The sequence below is a fragment of the Bacillus sp. TH30 genome (genome assembly GCF_016650875.1).
Lineage (GTDB): Bacteria > Bacillota > Bacilli > Bacillales > Bacillaceae_G > Bacillus_A > Bacillus_A mycoides.
The window spans coordinates 201,816-218,126 of sequence record NZ_JAEKEY010000001.1 but is presented as its reverse complement, the minus strand read 5'-3'; the positions used below and the strand labels follow the sequence as shown (position 1 = coordinate 218,126).

Here is a 16,311-nt window from a genome sequence, read left to right as displayed (position 1 = left end):
TTGAATGAAAAAATTTCAATCATTTGATGGTACAATAACTATGATTAACGATTTTGTAACAGGGTCAAACGAAGATATAGGATGTAATAAATTAATGTCCGTAGATAATGGTTATGGGAATCTAATAAAATTTGTAGTGAAACCAAATACGTATTTTATCGACTATGCAACGGTAGTAGTAGGAGATAAAGTAACTGGGTTTTACGATGCTAACGCTCCTGCTCTTCTCATTTTTCCACCACAATTTCAAGCGATTGTTATGGCAAAATATACACCGTATCAAAATGTAAAAGTAGACTATTTTAATGAACAGTTGGAGAGTAGTGATGGAAAATTAAAATTAAATATTTCTCCTTCTACTCAAATTTTATTAACAAATGGTCAATTCTTTACAGGTAATCTTGTAAATCGAAATTTAATAGCTATTTATAGTTTTACAACAATGAGTATACCAGCTCAAACTACACCATATAAAATCATTGTTTTGTGTCAAAAGTGATTTCTATTCTAAAGGGTCTCTCGGTTTATCAAACTACAATCCATTGTAGAATCAAAAATTTTAGCCATCTTATTGACCAGGATCATAGGCATGTCAAGAGACGTTTTGCTAAATCTGCAGGATTTCAAAATCTTCGTCATGCTTCACGTACGATAAAAGGTATCGAGACCATTCATGCCCTATATAAACAACGGCGAAGTCTTCAAAGAGACTCCGCCTTTTCAACGTACAATAGTATTCCTTTCTAAATATGAAGATAAAAGTATCATAAATACATCAATATCATGAAGATACAGGAACCTAATATGTAATATTGCATATTAATGAATTTATATGAGTATATATAACATGAAAATCACTATAACGAACATGCAGGTTTCCTTTTTTATTTGTTATTTTTATCAGTAAAGTAGACCACATATCAGCTTCAGATACTTGTTTTATGATACAAGTAATCAAACAAAAGGAGGGCCATAGAACATAATTACACCATTATTAACAGGGCACTCTTTTAAGTACAGGAGATTATTAGCGGGTGGAGAAAATGTTGAAGATATACAGACAGATAAACATATTCCATATGAAAAAAATGAATTGCAGCAAACTCTAGAAAAGTACGATTCGAAGGAGTTTGAGTTATAAAAAGAAAATAGATAAATTGACAAGAGAAAAGCACTTTGTGTATATCACAGGTGTTTTTTATTTTCATTTTGATATAGGGCTTGAATTAAATTCCCATGTTTTTTTGCGGCCATCCAATACTACATATGTACATATTCATTATTGAAATTAGTAATAATAAAATGTATTATTGAAAAGCACTATTTATAATTCAAGTAATCAAGGCTATGTATCCATAATAATTTGAACATTCAGAAATTATAATATTATCAAAAAATGAGGTGAGGTTAATAGAAACAGTACATATTAAATGGTATGGATTGTATAGTTTAAATGATTTTTATAATAGAGAAGAAGCTTTTAAGAAGGGAATATTTGCAATCTCTAGAGTATATGCTAAGAATGAAACATTGATCTATATAGGAAAAACCAAAAGAAGCTTTATACAAAAGATAAGGGAACTTAATAAAGATTGGATTTTTGATGAAAGCGAATTAAAGATTACATTAGGAATAATAGAGTCTCCTAGTGGTGAAAGTTACTCTGAAAAAAAGGTAAAAGAGATAAAATCCCTTTTGATTTTACGACATACCCCAGTAGAAAACAACACATCTTTATTGTACCATAGAGGGCAGTTTAATTTGAAAATTATAAATAAGGGAAGAAGGGGCTTAATTGTTAAAAAGATTTCTACAGGAGATCTAATGTGGACGTAATTGGAATCACCTTTGAATAAAATGGAAGGTTTCTTACGAACAGATGCTTATCAATTTATAATGTATTAAAATATTTTTGAATAACATATGTCAGATGCTTGAAACAACACAAATTTTATTATGATATGAAATCTTGTATGGGAATTGTAATTCATTTCCATTGTTTAATGAAAATATTAAGAATTATAAGGATAATGCATAAAGATTAGAAGGGAAAATAAACTCGGAGGTTTAAAAAATGGGACAAGGAAGCAGGTTTCAAGAAAAACAACAAAATCGTCGTAAAAAAGTGATTTTTAATATTGCATTTACTTTGGTATTAGTGACAGTTGGTATAGTGACATACCAGTTGTTTTCCCCTTCTGATACATCAAAGAAAGCAATTGCTCAAGAAAAGAAAGCAACAAAGATAGAAGAGAAGAAACATAAAGAGAAAGAAGCAGCGCAGTTAGAAGAGAAGAAACGTGAAGTGAAAGAAGCAGCGCAGTTAGAAGAGAAGGAACGTGAGGAGAGAGAAGCAGTACTGTTAGAAGAGAAGAAACGTGAAGAGAGAGAAGCAGCACTGTTAGAAGAGAAACAAAAAGCAGAAAAATCGGTAAAAACGAGCGGAAATGAAAATAAAGAGGGAGAAAAAACGGCATCTCAAGAAAAGGGTTCTCAAACTAATCCTTCTTGGAAGCCAATTGGTACAGAGCAAGGAGCAAAACCTGCAATGAAATTTAAAGAAGGAACAGTAGATTGGAATGAGATGAAAAAAGCAATTTCTTATGCTGTTGATGTTCCAGAGGGTCAATTGATTTTTGATTTTATTGGAAATAATGGTGAAAATAAAGCCTACGGTAATGTACGAGATAAGCAAAGTAATAAAAAATATAAGGTTGATATTGATTGGGTAGAGAATCAGGGCTGGAAACCAGTATCTGTTCAAGTGGTAAAATAAATAAGCAAAATGTAAATGCTATCCTCTCTTGTTGTGAGCGACTAAGCTATTAAGTGATGATATAGAAGTTCATATAGTAGAGATTCCAAAGTTGATGCAGCAATGGCGCGAAGAGAAAGTCAATCCGGGGGAAGATTCGTTTGTTCGTTGGTTATTATTATTACCTGCGAATGAAGATGAACATCTCACACAAACATTGGAGGGTATTGCCATGAACCGAGATCCGATTTTACAAAAAGCAATGAATAAATGGGAACGTCTGAGTCAAGATTCTTCTTTCCGTCAAGCATATGAAGCAAGAGAAAAGGCCTTAATGGATGAGGCAGTAAAATTTGCTCATGCAGAAAAACAAGGAATTAAAAAGGGAATCGAACAAGGGGTTGAGCAAGGAAAGATGCAACTCATTCGAGGCATGCATAAAAATGGTGTGTCTGTAGAAGACATTGCAAAGCTTACAGGATTACCAGAAATAGAAATACAGCGATTTTTGCAGAGCTAGTTCTTAGAGAAAGCATTTTATCCAATAAAATGCTTTCTCTAACTCTGCCTGAAAAGAAGATGAGATGTCTCAATCTTTTTTTTCTATTTTTAGGGGATACGGAAACATCACTATCAAGCTAATGAAAACGAAATAATCCAAGACCGAAAACTCCTTCCTCAAAAATATAAAGGTGTGAAACACTAATTTTAGGTGGGAGATGAATATCAGTAGGCGTAAGCCTACGTTTTTTATATACTGTAGATATCCTATAAAAAGGTGAGGTGCACCCTATGTTAGTAAGTAAAGCATATAAATTTCATATCTATCTAAATAAGAATCAAGAAATATTAATTGCTAAAACCATTGGTTGCAATCGCTTTGTATTCAAAACATGAAATTAATTAGCTAAATTCTTCTCTAAATAAAAGACCACTGATTTTTTAAGGGTGACAACACTGCATACAACTGAATATTAAATTAGCAAAACATTGTTGGAAAAAAGATAAAAAGAGAAGGCACTCAAAATAAGGATACACTGTTTTGCTAATAGATTAGCGCTGAACTAGGATGACGGTGGTCATGCATAGCGTCCCATCCCATATAGCAGTGGTGGTTCTTTATATTTTATAATTAAGAAATAACGATATGAATATTTGCATTTGATTTAATACTTAGTTTTTTAAATAATAAAAATATAGAGATGAAAAATTATGCTAATACAAGGTAATATTTTACCTTTTTAACGAATTCCTCGAAAGAATTCTCCTTCCTCAAGCGCATGAAGGGCGTAGCCCAGCGGTAGGTGGGAGATGAATTTCGGTTTGGCGTAGCCAAAAGGATTTGCTTTTTATTTTGCCTCTGATATAATCAGTCTTATAAAGTTCGAAGGTTGGTATATAAATGAAATTAGACAGCAATAACCATTCAGTATTCTTGTTGTATTACCATCTTGTGTTGGTCGTAAAATTCAGAAGAAATGTGTTTGATGATGATATGTCAAACTATGCAAAAGACATGTTTGTCAGGTTATCCGAGAATTACAACATAACACTGGTAGAGTGGAATCATGATGTAGACCATGTTCATATTTTGTTCAAGGCACATCCGAATACAGAAATGACAAAATTTATTAATGCTTATAAAAGTGCAAGTTCTCGACTAATCAAGAGAGACTTTCCACAAGTGAAAACGAAACTTTGGAAAGAGATGTTTTGGTCAAGAAGTTTTTGCTTACTAACTACTGGTGGTTCGCCAATAGATGTAGTAAAGAAATATATTGAAAACCAAGGTGAAAAGTGAGGTGAAATGATATGACAAAGCATAATAAAGCATATAAATTCCGTTTGTATCCAACAGAAGAACAAGCATATCTTATGCGTAAAACCTTCGGTTGTGTACGTTTCGTGTATAACAGAATGTTAGCTGAACGGAAAGAAGCGTACGAAAAATACAAAGATGATAAGGAACAACTAAAGAAACAAAAGCTTCCAACTCCTGCGAAATATAAAGCAGAATTTGAGTGGTTAAAAGAAGTTGATTCATTAGCTTTGGCAAATGCTCAACTAAACTTGCAAACTGCCTATAAGAATTTCTTTAGTGGTCAAAATGACTTCCCAACATTCAAAAGTAAAAAAGACAGAAAGTCTTATACAACGAATGTAGTAAACGGAAATATTATGTTGCTTACTGGTCATATCAAATTGCCAAAACTGAAAATGGTACGTATCAAACAGCATAGAGAGATACCACAAGATTATATGATCAAGTCATGTACGATTTCTATGACACCTACTGGTAAATACTATGTGTCCATCTTGACTGAATACGAAAAAGAGATTGTACAAAAAGAAGTAGAAACAGTTGTTGGATTAGACTTTGCGATGGATGGATTATACGTTAGTTCTGAGGATGAGAAAGCCAATTATCCTAAGTTCTATCGTGAAATGTTAGACCGATTAGCAAAGGCACAACGAGTATTATCAAGAAGAACCAAAGGTTCTATTCGTCGGAATAAACAATGTATCCGTGTAGCTAAGTTACATGAAAAAGTAGCGAACCAACGTAAGAACTTCCTTCATCATAAGTCTAAAGAGTTAGCTACTCATTTTGATGTTGTGGCTATTGAAGACCTAAACATGAAAGGAATGTCACGAGCACTTCATTTTGGAAAAAGTGTTGCTGATAATGGGTGGGGTATGTTCACTTCTTTCTTAGCTTATAAACTAAACGAACAAGGAAAACAACTTGTGAAAATAGACAAATGGTTTCCTTCCACAAAAGCATGTAGTAGTTGTGGAAATGTAAAAAATATGACATTGTCTGAACGAGTATATTCTTGCATATGCGGTGTAAATCTCGATAGAGATTATAACGCAGCTATCAATATCAAAAATGAAGCAATACGCCTATTAGCGTTAGCATAAATAGCAATAAAATAACCTTTGGAACAAGGGGGTTAGCTCGGCTGTCTTAGGACGAATTCGTTAGCTATCAAAAGTAACGACTAACCGAGAAGCCCCCACTTCAAACAGTCCGTTAGGACGTTAAGTGGCGGGTAGTTCACAATATCAATTCTCGTCTTTATATGCGTATTTTTATACAGAAGGATTAATAGATGTTATTTGCAAAAATTCATTTGAATGATACATCTTACATTTTGGAGGAGACAAGAAAAAATGGGGAATAAAGAGAAAAAGCCTAGCGATTCAGAATAAAAAACTAATTAAAATAAAATTTCATACAATTCGAAAAAAATTGCAAAAATTCTCTAATATGGTTTATACTGTAATAGGAGTTATTAATAACCAAATAGTTAATGTTGTGTATTAATTTAACAAGTTATATTTAAGGTTATTAAACATATTACTCCTCAACCCATGCTTCATTCTGAATATACAGTGGGAAAAATATAATTTGAAAGTTTGAGGTGCTCTTATGCTAACAACAGTTTCTAATAAGACAAGCAGTTTTGACGTAGAACAAAATGTACATGAATTCGAATCAAATGGATACATTCAAATCTCTAATGATATTTTTTTACAAGATCAAGAAGATCAGGCATTACTAACGAAAGCACAGTTAGACTACTACAGCTTACAAAACGACGCATATGGCGAATGTCGCGCTAGAGCCTATTCAAGATATATAAAATACGCTGGTTCTTCAGATTATGTTCTAGATACAGACAATGGATATTTCCAATCTGAAGAATATAATTATGACGATGGTGGGAAAATTAGAAATTTCAACAGTATAACAGATGAATTTTTACATAATTCATTAATTGAGAAAATTGTTCGCTTTGATAGTGAATTTGCATTTAATACAAACATACTTGATACAAGTAAGGATATAATTATAGGTTTACATCAAGTAAGATATAAGGCAACGAGAGAAAACCCTTCTTTTAGCTCTCCAATTTGGCTACATAAGGATGATGAGCCGATTGTCTTTTTACATCTCATGAATTTAAGTAATACAGCTCTTGGCGGAGACAATCTAATTGCAAACAGCCCTAGGGAAATTAACAAGTTTATAAGTTTGGAGGATCCCCTAGAAACTTTAGTATTTGGACAAAAGGTATTCCACGCTGTAACACCACTAGGAACAGAGTGTAATACAGAAGCCGTACGTGACATTTTATTAGTAACGTTTTCTTATAAGGAGCCAAAATGATAAAAAATAAAACTATTATGATTTCAGGCGCCAACAGTGGTATAGGAAATGCTTGTATTGAATATTTTTTAGAAAAATCATTCAATGTAATAGCTCTTGATATTAATACAAATAAATTAGTAGACTATACAAAAACACATACGTCTTTTAAGTTAGTACAAATAGATTTAAGTAACAGCAATGAGATTAATAATCTTTTTATACAATTGGATACAGATACCCTTTGTCCCGACATACTTATAAACGCCGCTGGTATCAGGGAAATAACACCTGTATTAGAACTTTCTGATGATCTATTTAAAAAAGTAATAGATGTTAATTTAGTAGCACCCTTTATTCTTTCAAGGGAAGCTGCTAAGCGTTGGTACAAGTTTAAAACAAAAGGTTGCATAGTAAATATAGCATCTGTTTCAGGATTAATGGCTGAACCTGAAAGAGCGGCTTATGTTGCATCAAAACATGCTCTAATTGGACTTACTAAACAGATGGCTATGGAGTTTGGTAAGCAAAACATACGAGTGAACAGTATTTCTCCGGGTGTCATTAGGACAGAGCTTACAGAAGAATATTTTAGTGATGAACGTTTGGTATCCCTTATAAAAAGCAATCAATCCTTAGATACGTGGGGAATACCGCAGGATATTGTTTCGTGTATTGAATATTTAATTTCTGATCAGGCTCGCTTTGTTACAGGTTCCAACTTTGTCATAGATGGTGGTTGGACAGCTGGGAAGAATTTATAATTAAGTGTTTTTTGTAGATAAATTAAAAGCACCTGCCCTTTATAGAAGGACGGTGCTTTTCTTACTAAAAATTAGATATTTAACGGGGGGATTAAATTGATTCAACAAAATTCTATTGAGAGAAAATCATTACCGGCTTTGAAGATGATAATATCAATGGTTATTTTCGGTTCAGTCGGCTTTTTTTCCGTACAAACAAATTTACCTTCATTTGAGTTGGTATTTGTACGATGCATTTTTGCTACAATATTTTTAAGTCTATGCTGGCTAATTACTGGACAGTACAAACATGATAAATGGGAACGAAAAGAAGTTATTCAAGTCTTGATATGTGGATTTTTCCTTGTATTTAATTGGGTATTTTTATTTAAAGCGTTTGAAAATATGTCAGTCACAGTTGCAATATCAGTCTATCACCTTGCTCCAATAATTGTACTTATCATTGGAAGTATTGTTTTTAAAGAAAAATTAACAGTATTATCTGTTATCTCTATCATTATCTGCTTTGTAGGAGCGTTATTAATCGCTGGTATAAACAAAAACTTCTCTTTCGACTCGTTAATGTCTTCTGGCATGGTTTGGGGACTTCTCGCAGCTCTGTTTTATGCATTTACAACTTTATTTGGGAAAGGTATTAAGAACATGAGTGCTTATGCAATGACCTTTTTGCAAACATTTTTAGGGATTTTTCTTCTAATACCCTTTATAGATTTTGATGCATTCCATGGACTGACTCAAAGTAATTGGACGTATATTATAGCAACCGGCCTTATCCATACAGGATTGGTATACTACTTATTCTTTGATAGCTTACGTGATTTATCAACAAAATTAATCTCGATATTAGTTTTTTTAGATCCAGCTGTAGCAATTTTATTGGACACGGTGCTTACAGGATTCCGACCAACTTTAATGCAAGTATCAGGGATTACTCTAATTTTTGTTGGTATGGCTCTAACTTTCAAAAAATCTAAAAATAAGACCCAAAAATTTAAAAAACAAACTATAGAAGACGACGCTCGTGTATTGTAAAACAATCAAATCATAAAAAAACACTTGCGACATAATTGGGGTAGCAGGACATGCCCATCAATCTAGTGAAAAGAAACACCCCCAAAACAGTAAAAATTTTCTTTTTCTACAGGTGATTTCTTTGGAAATTCATCTTATTTTTTCTTAAGTTTATGAAGTATCTAACTATTTAGATATCCAATTAGGTATATTCTATTTATTTTAATTTTTACTGTGATAATATAAAGAGTGGGAATGATTAATGAAGAAACAGTCTCAATATATGTATCATTTAATTATTAGCATACTATCACTTTTAGCTATACTATTTTTGTTTTTTGGAAACTATAAAAGTACTATTTTCAAGTACTCATTTATCTTTATATGTTTAATTAATATGATAATAAATTTCTTTTCTTATTATAAAAAAAGAAATAATTAGTTCTCCATAAAATTAAAAATACGCTATTCTTTCTTTAAATCATAGGAAAGGATGGCGTTTTTGTATGTCTATTTCTGTATCTGATGAATTACTACTATTTGCTCAAGAAATTCAAAGGTTCTTATCCCAAAATATCTTACGAGATCTTGCTAGAGATGTTGGTTTTGTGCAGCGAACCAGTCAGTACCAAGCAAAAGATTTAGTCGCTTTGCTTTATGTGTATGGATGAGCCAAAATGTCGCTACTACTTCTTTAATTCAGTTATCTAGCTGTTTAGAAGCATCGTGTTGATTTTGTCGCACCTCTTCTTGTAGGTGCGCGTATTGAAATTTGTTATAATAATTCATGATGATTTGACTGGTCATGTCCGGCCTCTTTTAGGCGTAGGGATTGGAATAAAGGTAGCCAGAACAATCCTAACCTTATCGGTCGTCGCATTTCTAGTAGATGCGTGGGTTAAGACTGGTAAGATACTTGATAGTAATTTATTATGAGTTTACGCATTACCCGAAATTCAACTCTCACTTACCTTTGGATTTTCGTCCTTCACAAGCTTGAGGAAGAAGGATTCTTTTAGGTAATGCGTTAAATTTAATTAAAACTTCTTGAAATGCATAACGATATTATATAATATATAGGTATATTGTTAGTTTATTTGATTCCGTTTATTCCCACACCTTTTTGTGTTGTGGTTGAGTTGTAGAAGCAAGTTGCGTCTTGTTTCAATTGTGAAAGGGCTTCTTTGAGCCGATTAGTGTATATATAGCTTATTTTGCTATGCACATTTTTAATCGACTTGAAGAAGCCCTTTTTGTGTTGTTTTCAAGTTTGCAGGCGGGGTTATGAACCATAATAAATTACAAAATAGAGGAGATAGTAAAATGAAAAAAGATTGTAGACACTTACGACTAGTATCAACAGTAGAGGAACATAAAGCACGAATAGAAAAAAATCAGAAGTCATATGCTGCATCAGCAATGTTAACCGAACCTAAATCGAGAATTAATCAATTATGAGGTTGTTTAGAGGCAGAAATTATATTACCTGATGGTAAAATGCAATATTTTAAACCAAACTCTATTCATGAAAAAGAAGCTATACAAGAAATTGCATTATTTATTGAGGGCATCCAGGAAGTAAAAGAAGGCTATGTAATCTTATGGCGCTTTGTCGGTCAACAAAGTTTTTACAATGGCACAAAGATTGTAGCTGAACCAAAGTTTCGTAAAGTCATGCGTAAAGTAAAAGATTTCTTTTTTATGATGATGACAGTGTTTATGAAACAGAAAAGTAAAAGGAATAGGGGATAAAATGATGAAAAAAGATATTTGGCGCGTGTTAAATGACCCAAAGGAGAAGGAAGCGAAAGAACCATCCGATGAACAAGATGATATTTTTGCTAGTTTGGATGAGATTCCGGAGATTACAGATGAACAACTACCATTTTAAAAGATATATGAAACAAGTCGAGGTAGTGTATAGAGGGTAAAAGGAAGAACTAAGTGATGTATATACTTGGATCTTCCTTTTTTTATTGCAAAATAGAACTTGGAGGGAAAGATTATGCGTATAGGAAATGATTTAGCGGCGGGATTTTATCCAACACCACTAACAGAAGGGAAACACTTAATACAACTATTACAAATGGAACCAGGGCGAGCTTATGCTTGCTTTGATCCATGTTGTGGAGAAGGAACAATTTTACGAAGTTTTGCAGACGAGGTGAAGCAAGTTGGCATACAACTTGATACATATGTTGTAGAAATAGATGCAAATCGATATGGCAAAGCAAAAGAGCAATTAGATGTAGTGGTACGCTCGGGCTTTGAAAGTATGAAGATTAGTCATGACTATTTTCCGCTTATTTTTTTAAATCCTCCTTATAATACGGAGCTTCGTACAGAAAATGCAAAACCAGAGAAAATGGAGTTCAACTTCTTAAAGCGTGCACACCATTATTTACAAGATGGTGGGATTATGGTGTATGTCATTCCTTACGACAGATTTGCTAGAGACGACATTAGTTATTTCTTAGCAAAAAATTATGAGGAAATAGGCTTAATGCGTTTTGGTGATGAAAATAAGGAGTTCGATGCATTTAAACAGTGTGTCTTCGTTGGACGTAAGCGTGCTGCTACGAAAAATGACACGTACTTCAACGATCGGTTCGCTAATTTCTGTGAAAACATGTCTGACCTTACTTTCGTCAAAAAACATGTGAATACATTAGCAGAAATGGTAAATCGTAAGGATTGGGCTATACCTGCATTGCGTCATCAAAACAAACTAATTTTTACATCAAGAGTGGATTATAAAAGTGCTTATGAAGGTGTGGGGAAATCGGAAGGTATCTCGACATTTAAGAAGCGTTTAAATAGAGGGAATGGTTACTCACTTCAAAATGAGAAAACAGATGCTGAAAGAGCAAAGATGCCAATTGCTTCCGGACAATTAGGACTATTGCTGATAACAGGCGTGGCAGACGGTTTGCTTGGTGAAGGAAATACGCTCCATGCTGTTCGTGGATCTGAAAATATGTTTTTTGAAACTTCATTTGAGCAACTGGAAAAAACAACGAAAGAAGTTGTATTACAAAAACGCCGTGCGAAATTTATCATTGCAACACCAACTGGTGAAGTCAAAGAACTTGTCTAGGAAAGGAAGAAGGCTATGTCTGTACTATTAGGAATAGGAGCATTATATATTGCTTGGGAGTTTAGTAATCGTGTGCTCCGAATCGCTATTGTTCTAACGGTAGTTTGCCTTTGTGCATCTCAGATCAGTACAGGTACGCATTTGGGAGTGTTAGAACATTTTTCACTATTCCAAGGTGTAGACGATATTCTACATGCGGCTGAGCATTCATTAACAGAGTGGAAACAGTTTATAGATTTTTAAACAATAAATTAAATGAGTAGGACATGAAACGTATCGATTATGATGGGTTTTTTATTTTTAGGAGGGAACGAATATTATGATAAACGAAATAATTCAACAACATACATTTGACCAGGAACAAACACCAGCGATGTTGCAATTGGAGACGGCTACTGCTTCACATACTGCTTTTTGCTTTGCTATGGCAGTAAATCGTCATCATCAAATCCAATTTGCAGTATTAGGTGCGAATGAGAGTACATTAAAGTCATTCCGTGCTGCAATATCAATGGGTACACGTCGTTTGTATTTTGGAGAGGGACAAAAAGAAGAATTACATTATACGTTAGGAAAAAAAATGAATGTAATTTCGACAGGACAATTTGAGTTTATTAATACACAAACAGCAAATAGAAAAAAGGCAATTATTGCGTTTTCTAAGGAAATAGAAGAAAAGTATATTGTTGCAATTGATGAAGCACCAGAAATGCAAGTAAGAGATTTCTTAATGGCTCCCCCGTATGGTCTACCAATCTTAGAAGAATGGGCGAAGCCGATTTATGAAGAGATGCTAACAAGAAATTTGTTACAACCATTAGAAGTGTATTTCGATAAGAATGAGTTTTCTTCTCTAACGATTGCACAAGTCGTATTAAAAGCAGAGGATTGTAAAGAGTTTTTATCAGAAATGATCCGGTCTGGGAAATGTCAATTCCCGCAAGAGGGTACAGGTGAAAAAATCAATGAAGTAAATGATTTAAATGAATACCTATTGGAATATTCGCCTGTCATGCTTGATAAGGTAACAAAATTGGATGAGCCATTACATCAACCGATGTCAGACCAAGCATTATCCCATTTTGATACGTATGAAAGACCATTATTCCCTGTACAAGCACATGTAGCAACAGGTGCAGCAAAAGCATTACAAGTACAAAAAGGAATTATTATACAGGGTGAAATGTCCGTGGGGAAAAGTGCAATCATGACAGCTGCAGTAGATGGCTATTTTCATTTAAAAGGACAAAAAGGGTATCGTACCTGCGTATTTGTTTCACCAACTCTTACGGAGAAGTGGGCAAAAGAAGAAATACGACACTTATTACCAGACGCAGAGATACATCTTATTAAACGCACAGAGGATCTGATTCGAATTCATCAATCTTGGATTCAGGCTGGAAGACCAAAACCACAAAAACCAACCTTCTTTGTCGTTAGTTTTACTACAATGCGAGGAGATTCTATTAAACAGATGCCATTACCTTATAAGCAGACCGCTTTTTCTAAAAAAACGGAAGAAGAGGTGCAAAGATATTATAAGAAGGGCTATTACTGTCCAGATTGTGGTGCTAGGTTACGTAAAAAAGTGTCTTCTATTATGGTTCAACAAGCCAATGGTGAACAGAACGAAGTCTGTCAGTATAAAGAATTTACAGCAAGTGACTTAGATTCTAAAACAAATAAAAACAGTGTATGTGCCGATTGTAATTCAAATATTTGGAGTCCGAAGGTAAAAACAAGATATGCAAGCTTTAAAGACTGGACGAAATATGAGAATAAATTAGTGCAGGCAATTAAAGAGGGAAATAAACCTTTACAGAAACAACTAGAGTTAGAAAATCGTAACAAACCTTATAGTGCAAAACACTCAGGAAGAGCGTATCGAAAAGTAGCTACAGTTGAGTATATTCGTAGGAAAATGAAGCATTTCTTTGATGCTCTTATCGCTGACGAAATACATGAGCTGAAAAGCGAAACTGCACAAGGAACTGCTCTAGGAAGTTTAGTTAAAGTTTGTAAAAAATTCGTAGGTGGAACAGGAACTCTTTTTGGAGGTAAGGCGAGCGATGTATTTTATACGTTATGGCGCTTGTATCCTTCCAAGATGGTGAAGAGTGGGTTTGAATATAGCTCTTTAATGGATTGGAATGAGACTTACGGAAACATCGAGAGAACGTACTACCATGATGGTGAGGTTGTATCTAATGTAGCTTCACGTGGTGCACAAAGAATGCTAGATAAAACTAAAGTAGTACCTGGTATTTCACCATATGTGTTTACCCAATTTTTAATGGATACAACAATAAATGTACGTTTAAAAGATGTATGGCCAAATCCAGTTGAGCTAATCAATATACCTACGATTCTTGTTGATATGTCTGAAGAGCAAAAACAAGCCTATGAGCATATGAAAGAGTCATTTGAAAAATCAATTGAGGCAGCGAAAGGTACACCAGATGTCGGCAAATTGTGGCTTTCTTATATTCGTACAGGAAATGCATACCCAGATAACATGAATCGTTATCCTAACTATTACTTAGATGGGAATGAAAAAAATGTTGTTTGGTCTAATGCAGAATATAGATTCGATGAGGATTGTATGCAGCCGAAGGAGAAGAAATTGCAAGAAATATTGCATACTGAAATCTCTGAAGGTCGTCCAACTATCATTTATGTATCTGATACAGGATCTACAGTGAAAGAACGAGACATTCAGCCTCGTTTGCAGAAGGTTGCAGAGCAAGTACCTGGTGCGAAAGTAGCCATTCTCCGTACCAATACAGTTACTCCGCCAAAACGTAGTGAATGGCTAAAAGAGCAAGTGAAAAACGGTGTGAATGTAATCATTTGTTCGCAAGAACTTGTGAAGGTGGGCCTCGATTTATTGGCAACACCGACCCTGATTTTTTATCAATTATCATTCAGCTTATTCACATTAAATCAGGCAGCAAGAAGACATTGGCGTATTGGTCAAACCAATCAATGTAGAACATTCTACCTTGGATATCGAGAGACTTTCCAAGCGCAAATGGCACAGTTGATAGCTCAGAAGAATAAAGCTTCTGAAGCAATGAATGGTGATGCGACAAGTGATGGTTTAAATGCAATGCTCGGTGATACAGGGGATTTACAGACTTTATTAATTCAAAACATTAAGAGTGGGAACCAATTAAAAGGCTCAACAGAAGAATGGACAAAAGCGGCATCAGAAGAATCGAAACGAGTTCTTGCAAATATCGGTAATGTGATTACACCTGTGTTTGAATCGATTGAAATTCAATTTACGAACTGGGTGGAAAAATTACCAGGAACAATGGATGTTGCATTTATGAAAGATGCCCAATTTGTACAAAAGGCTGTTGAATTTATTCAACAAGGGAAAGTACCTGGTGTTCAAGTGAAGAAACGTGAACTTGAAATAGATGGGGAAGTAGAAGGTATCATTCGTACATTAACAACGCTGAATACAGATAAGTGTATGCTGGTTCAAAAGCAAGATATTGCATTCTGGGACGAAGTGATTGTTGAAGTGGATACCGCTAAAAAGAAAGGGAAACGAAAAAGCAAAGTAATCGAAGGACAGTTTGAGTTCGATTTATTTGCATAACCGAGAGGAGAAAATCATGTTTACAATGATTTTTATCGCTTTATTTTGTTATGTGTTTTTTGTAGTTCGCAAAGTCAGAAAAAATATGCTAATAGAAGAAGCAAAGAAAAAAGAAAAGGAACAGGCACCGGTGGAACGTCCCGTTTATTGGTGCCCGCGAGAAAGCAGACCAATTGGTAGGGAACAAGAGCGTATTACTGTTCCAACAAAAGAAATCACCTTAGAAAAGGATGTAGCAACTATATACGATTTAGTTGCTTCGTCGGTTCAAATGAATTTAGGTGAAGAAGAAAAAACGTTAGAACAGGACAAGGAAGTTGCAAAAGAAGTGGAGTATGCTGAGGATTTTCACCATGCTCCTGCTTCTGAAGCAGTATACGATATCCTTTTTCCTAGCGATGAGGATATACCAGAGGAATTATTAGAATATGAGGAGACATTTCTCGAACTAGAACAGTTGCCGATCCCACTAGAAACAGAGCATATCGTTCCTATTCAACAAGGAGTATCAGGGGGAGAGGATATGAATTTGGTAAAGTGGACTGTAAAAGTAATAGGACGAGAACAAGGACTGACACGTGTGATGAATATGTCTAATAGGAAGCGCTATTGGATACATACAGAGGGAGAGATATTACCAGAAAATAAACTAATGTATATAGAATTAGAGGTTGATTCACCTTATTCCTATACATTAGTTGGGTGGAGTGATAGACAACTAGGGAGTATATAAATCTATTTCCTAGTTGGTATTTTCTTAGTTATATAGCATTAAACACACTAGGTTCTCACTCATTTGTACAAGGACAAAATTTTTTTGTTTTTGTACAAATGAGTGGGACAGAACGATTCACCATATAAGGATATTCGACTATAATGAGAAATTGTACGTCATTGTAATATTAAAATATTCTAAGA

13 protein-coding genes and 5 pseudogenes are annotated in these 16,311 nt (G+C 34.2%); all 18 read left to right on the top strand.

From position 1 onward, the window contains the following. Positions 1 to 4: 4 nt before the first annotated feature. The 18 genes and pseudogenes from JFU20_RS01155 (at position 5) to JFU20_RS01075 (ending at position 16,126) form a co-directional block, all read left to right on the top strand. On the top strand, positions 5 to 499 hold the full coding sequence (locus JFU20_RS01155) for a hypothetical protein (protein ID WP_201038203.1): 495 nt from the start codon (positions 5 to 7) through the stop codon (positions 497 to 499). Between the two features lie 23 nt (positions 500 to 522). Then, a pseudogene (locus JFU20_RS01150) lies at positions 523 to 747 on the top strand (DDE-type integrase/transposase/recombinase); the annotation flags it as partial. A gap of 654 nt (positions 748 to 1,401) precedes the next feature. Beyond that, positions 1,402 to 1,836, top strand: a complete 435-nt coding sequence (locus tag JFU20_RS01145; RefSeq protein WP_002013690.1) for a hypothetical protein — start codon at positions 1,402 to 1,404, stop codon at positions 1,834 to 1,836. Positions 1,837 to 2,074: 238 nt separating this feature from the next. Beyond that, a complete protein-coding gene (locus JFU20_RS01140; RefSeq protein WP_201038202.1) occupies positions 2,075 to 2,776 on the top strand; it encodes a YrrS family protein in 702 nt (233 codons plus the stop codon). A 43-nt stretch (positions 2,777 to 2,819) separates the two neighbouring features. Continuing rightward, positions 2,820 to 3,275 (top strand): annotated as a pseudogene (locus tag JFU20_RS01135) (Rpn family recombination-promoting nuclease/putative transposase); the annotation flags it as partial. 272 nt (positions 3,276 to 3,547) lie between these two features. After that, positions 3,548 to 3,643 (top strand): annotated as a pseudogene (locus JFU20_RS01130) (helix-turn-helix domain-containing protein); the annotation flags it as partial. 514 nt (positions 3,644 to 4,157) lie between these two features. Then, on the top strand, positions 4,158 to 4,556 hold the full coding sequence (gene tnpA, locus JFU20_RS01125; RefSeq protein ID WP_201038201.1) for an IS200/IS605 family transposase: 399 nt from the start codon (positions 4,158 to 4,160) through the stop codon (positions 4,554 to 4,556). Positions 4,557 to 4,567: 11 nt separating this feature from the next. Next, positions 4,568 to 5,680, top strand: coding sequence for an RNA-guided endonuclease TnpB family protein (locus tag JFU20_RS01120; RefSeq protein WP_201038200.1), 1,113 nt, complete (start codon positions 4,568 to 4,570; stop codon positions 5,678 to 5,680). 511 nt (positions 5,681 to 6,191) lie between these two features. Continuing rightward, positions 6,192 to 6,932: a 2OG-Fe dioxygenase family protein gene (locus JFU20_RS01115; RefSeq protein WP_002065477.1), complete on the top strand. Its 741-nt coding sequence runs from the start codon at positions 6,192 to 6,194 to the stop codon at positions 6,930 to 6,932. Then, a complete protein-coding gene (locus JFU20_RS01110; protein ID WP_201038199.1) occupies positions 6,929 to 7,675 on the top strand; it encodes an SDR family NAD(P)-dependent oxidoreductase in 747 nt (248 codons plus the stop codon). Before JFU20_RS01115 ends, JFU20_RS01110 begins: the two co-directional genes overlap by 4 nt. 144 nt (positions 7,676 to 7,819) lie before the next feature. Next, positions 7,820 to 8,707 (top strand): DMT family transporter, encoded by an 888-nt coding sequence (locus tag JFU20_RS01105; RefSeq protein ID WP_002065479.1) that lies wholly within the window; start codon positions 7,820 to 7,822, stop codon positions 8,705 to 8,707. A 485-nt stretch (positions 8,708 to 9,192) separates the two neighbouring features. Further along, positions 9,193 to 9,413: pseudogene (locus JFU20_RS01100) on the top strand (IS4 family transposase); the annotation flags it as partial. A gap of 596 nt (positions 9,414 to 10,009) precedes the next feature. Beyond that, positions 10,010 to 10,422: pseudogene (locus tag JFU20_RS01095) on the top strand (DUF6018 family natural product bioysynthesis protein). A 20-nt stretch (positions 10,423 to 10,442) separates the two neighbouring features. Beyond that, on the top strand, positions 10,443 to 10,577 hold the full coding sequence (locus JFU20_RS30330) for a hypothetical protein (RefSeq protein ID WP_274606576.1): 135 nt from the start codon (positions 10,443 to 10,445) through the stop codon (positions 10,575 to 10,577). A gap of 114 nt (positions 10,578 to 10,691) precedes the next feature. Continuing rightward, entirely contained in the window at positions 10,692 to 11,783 is a 1,092-nt protein-coding gene (locus JFU20_RS01090; protein ID WP_201038198.1) for a DUF6094 domain-containing protein, read from the top strand. A 15-nt stretch (positions 11,784 to 11,798) separates the two neighbouring features. Beyond that, entirely contained in the window at positions 11,799 to 12,026 is a 228-nt protein-coding gene (locus tag JFU20_RS01085; protein ID WP_078205207.1) for a hypothetical protein, read from the top strand. A 76-nt stretch (positions 12,027 to 12,102) separates the two neighbouring features. Continuing rightward, on the top strand, positions 12,103 to 15,393 hold the full coding sequence (locus tag JFU20_RS01080) for a DEAD/DEAH box helicase (protein WP_201038197.1): 3,291 nt from the start codon (positions 12,103 to 12,105) through the stop codon (positions 15,391 to 15,393). A 16-nt stretch (positions 15,394 to 15,409) separates the two neighbouring features. Further along, positions 15,410 to 16,126: a transposase gene (locus JFU20_RS01075; RefSeq protein WP_201038196.1), complete on the top strand. Its 717-nt coding sequence runs from the start codon at positions 15,410 to 15,412 to the stop codon at positions 16,124 to 16,126. The last annotated feature ends 185 nt before the right edge of the window (positions 16,127 to 16,311 follow it).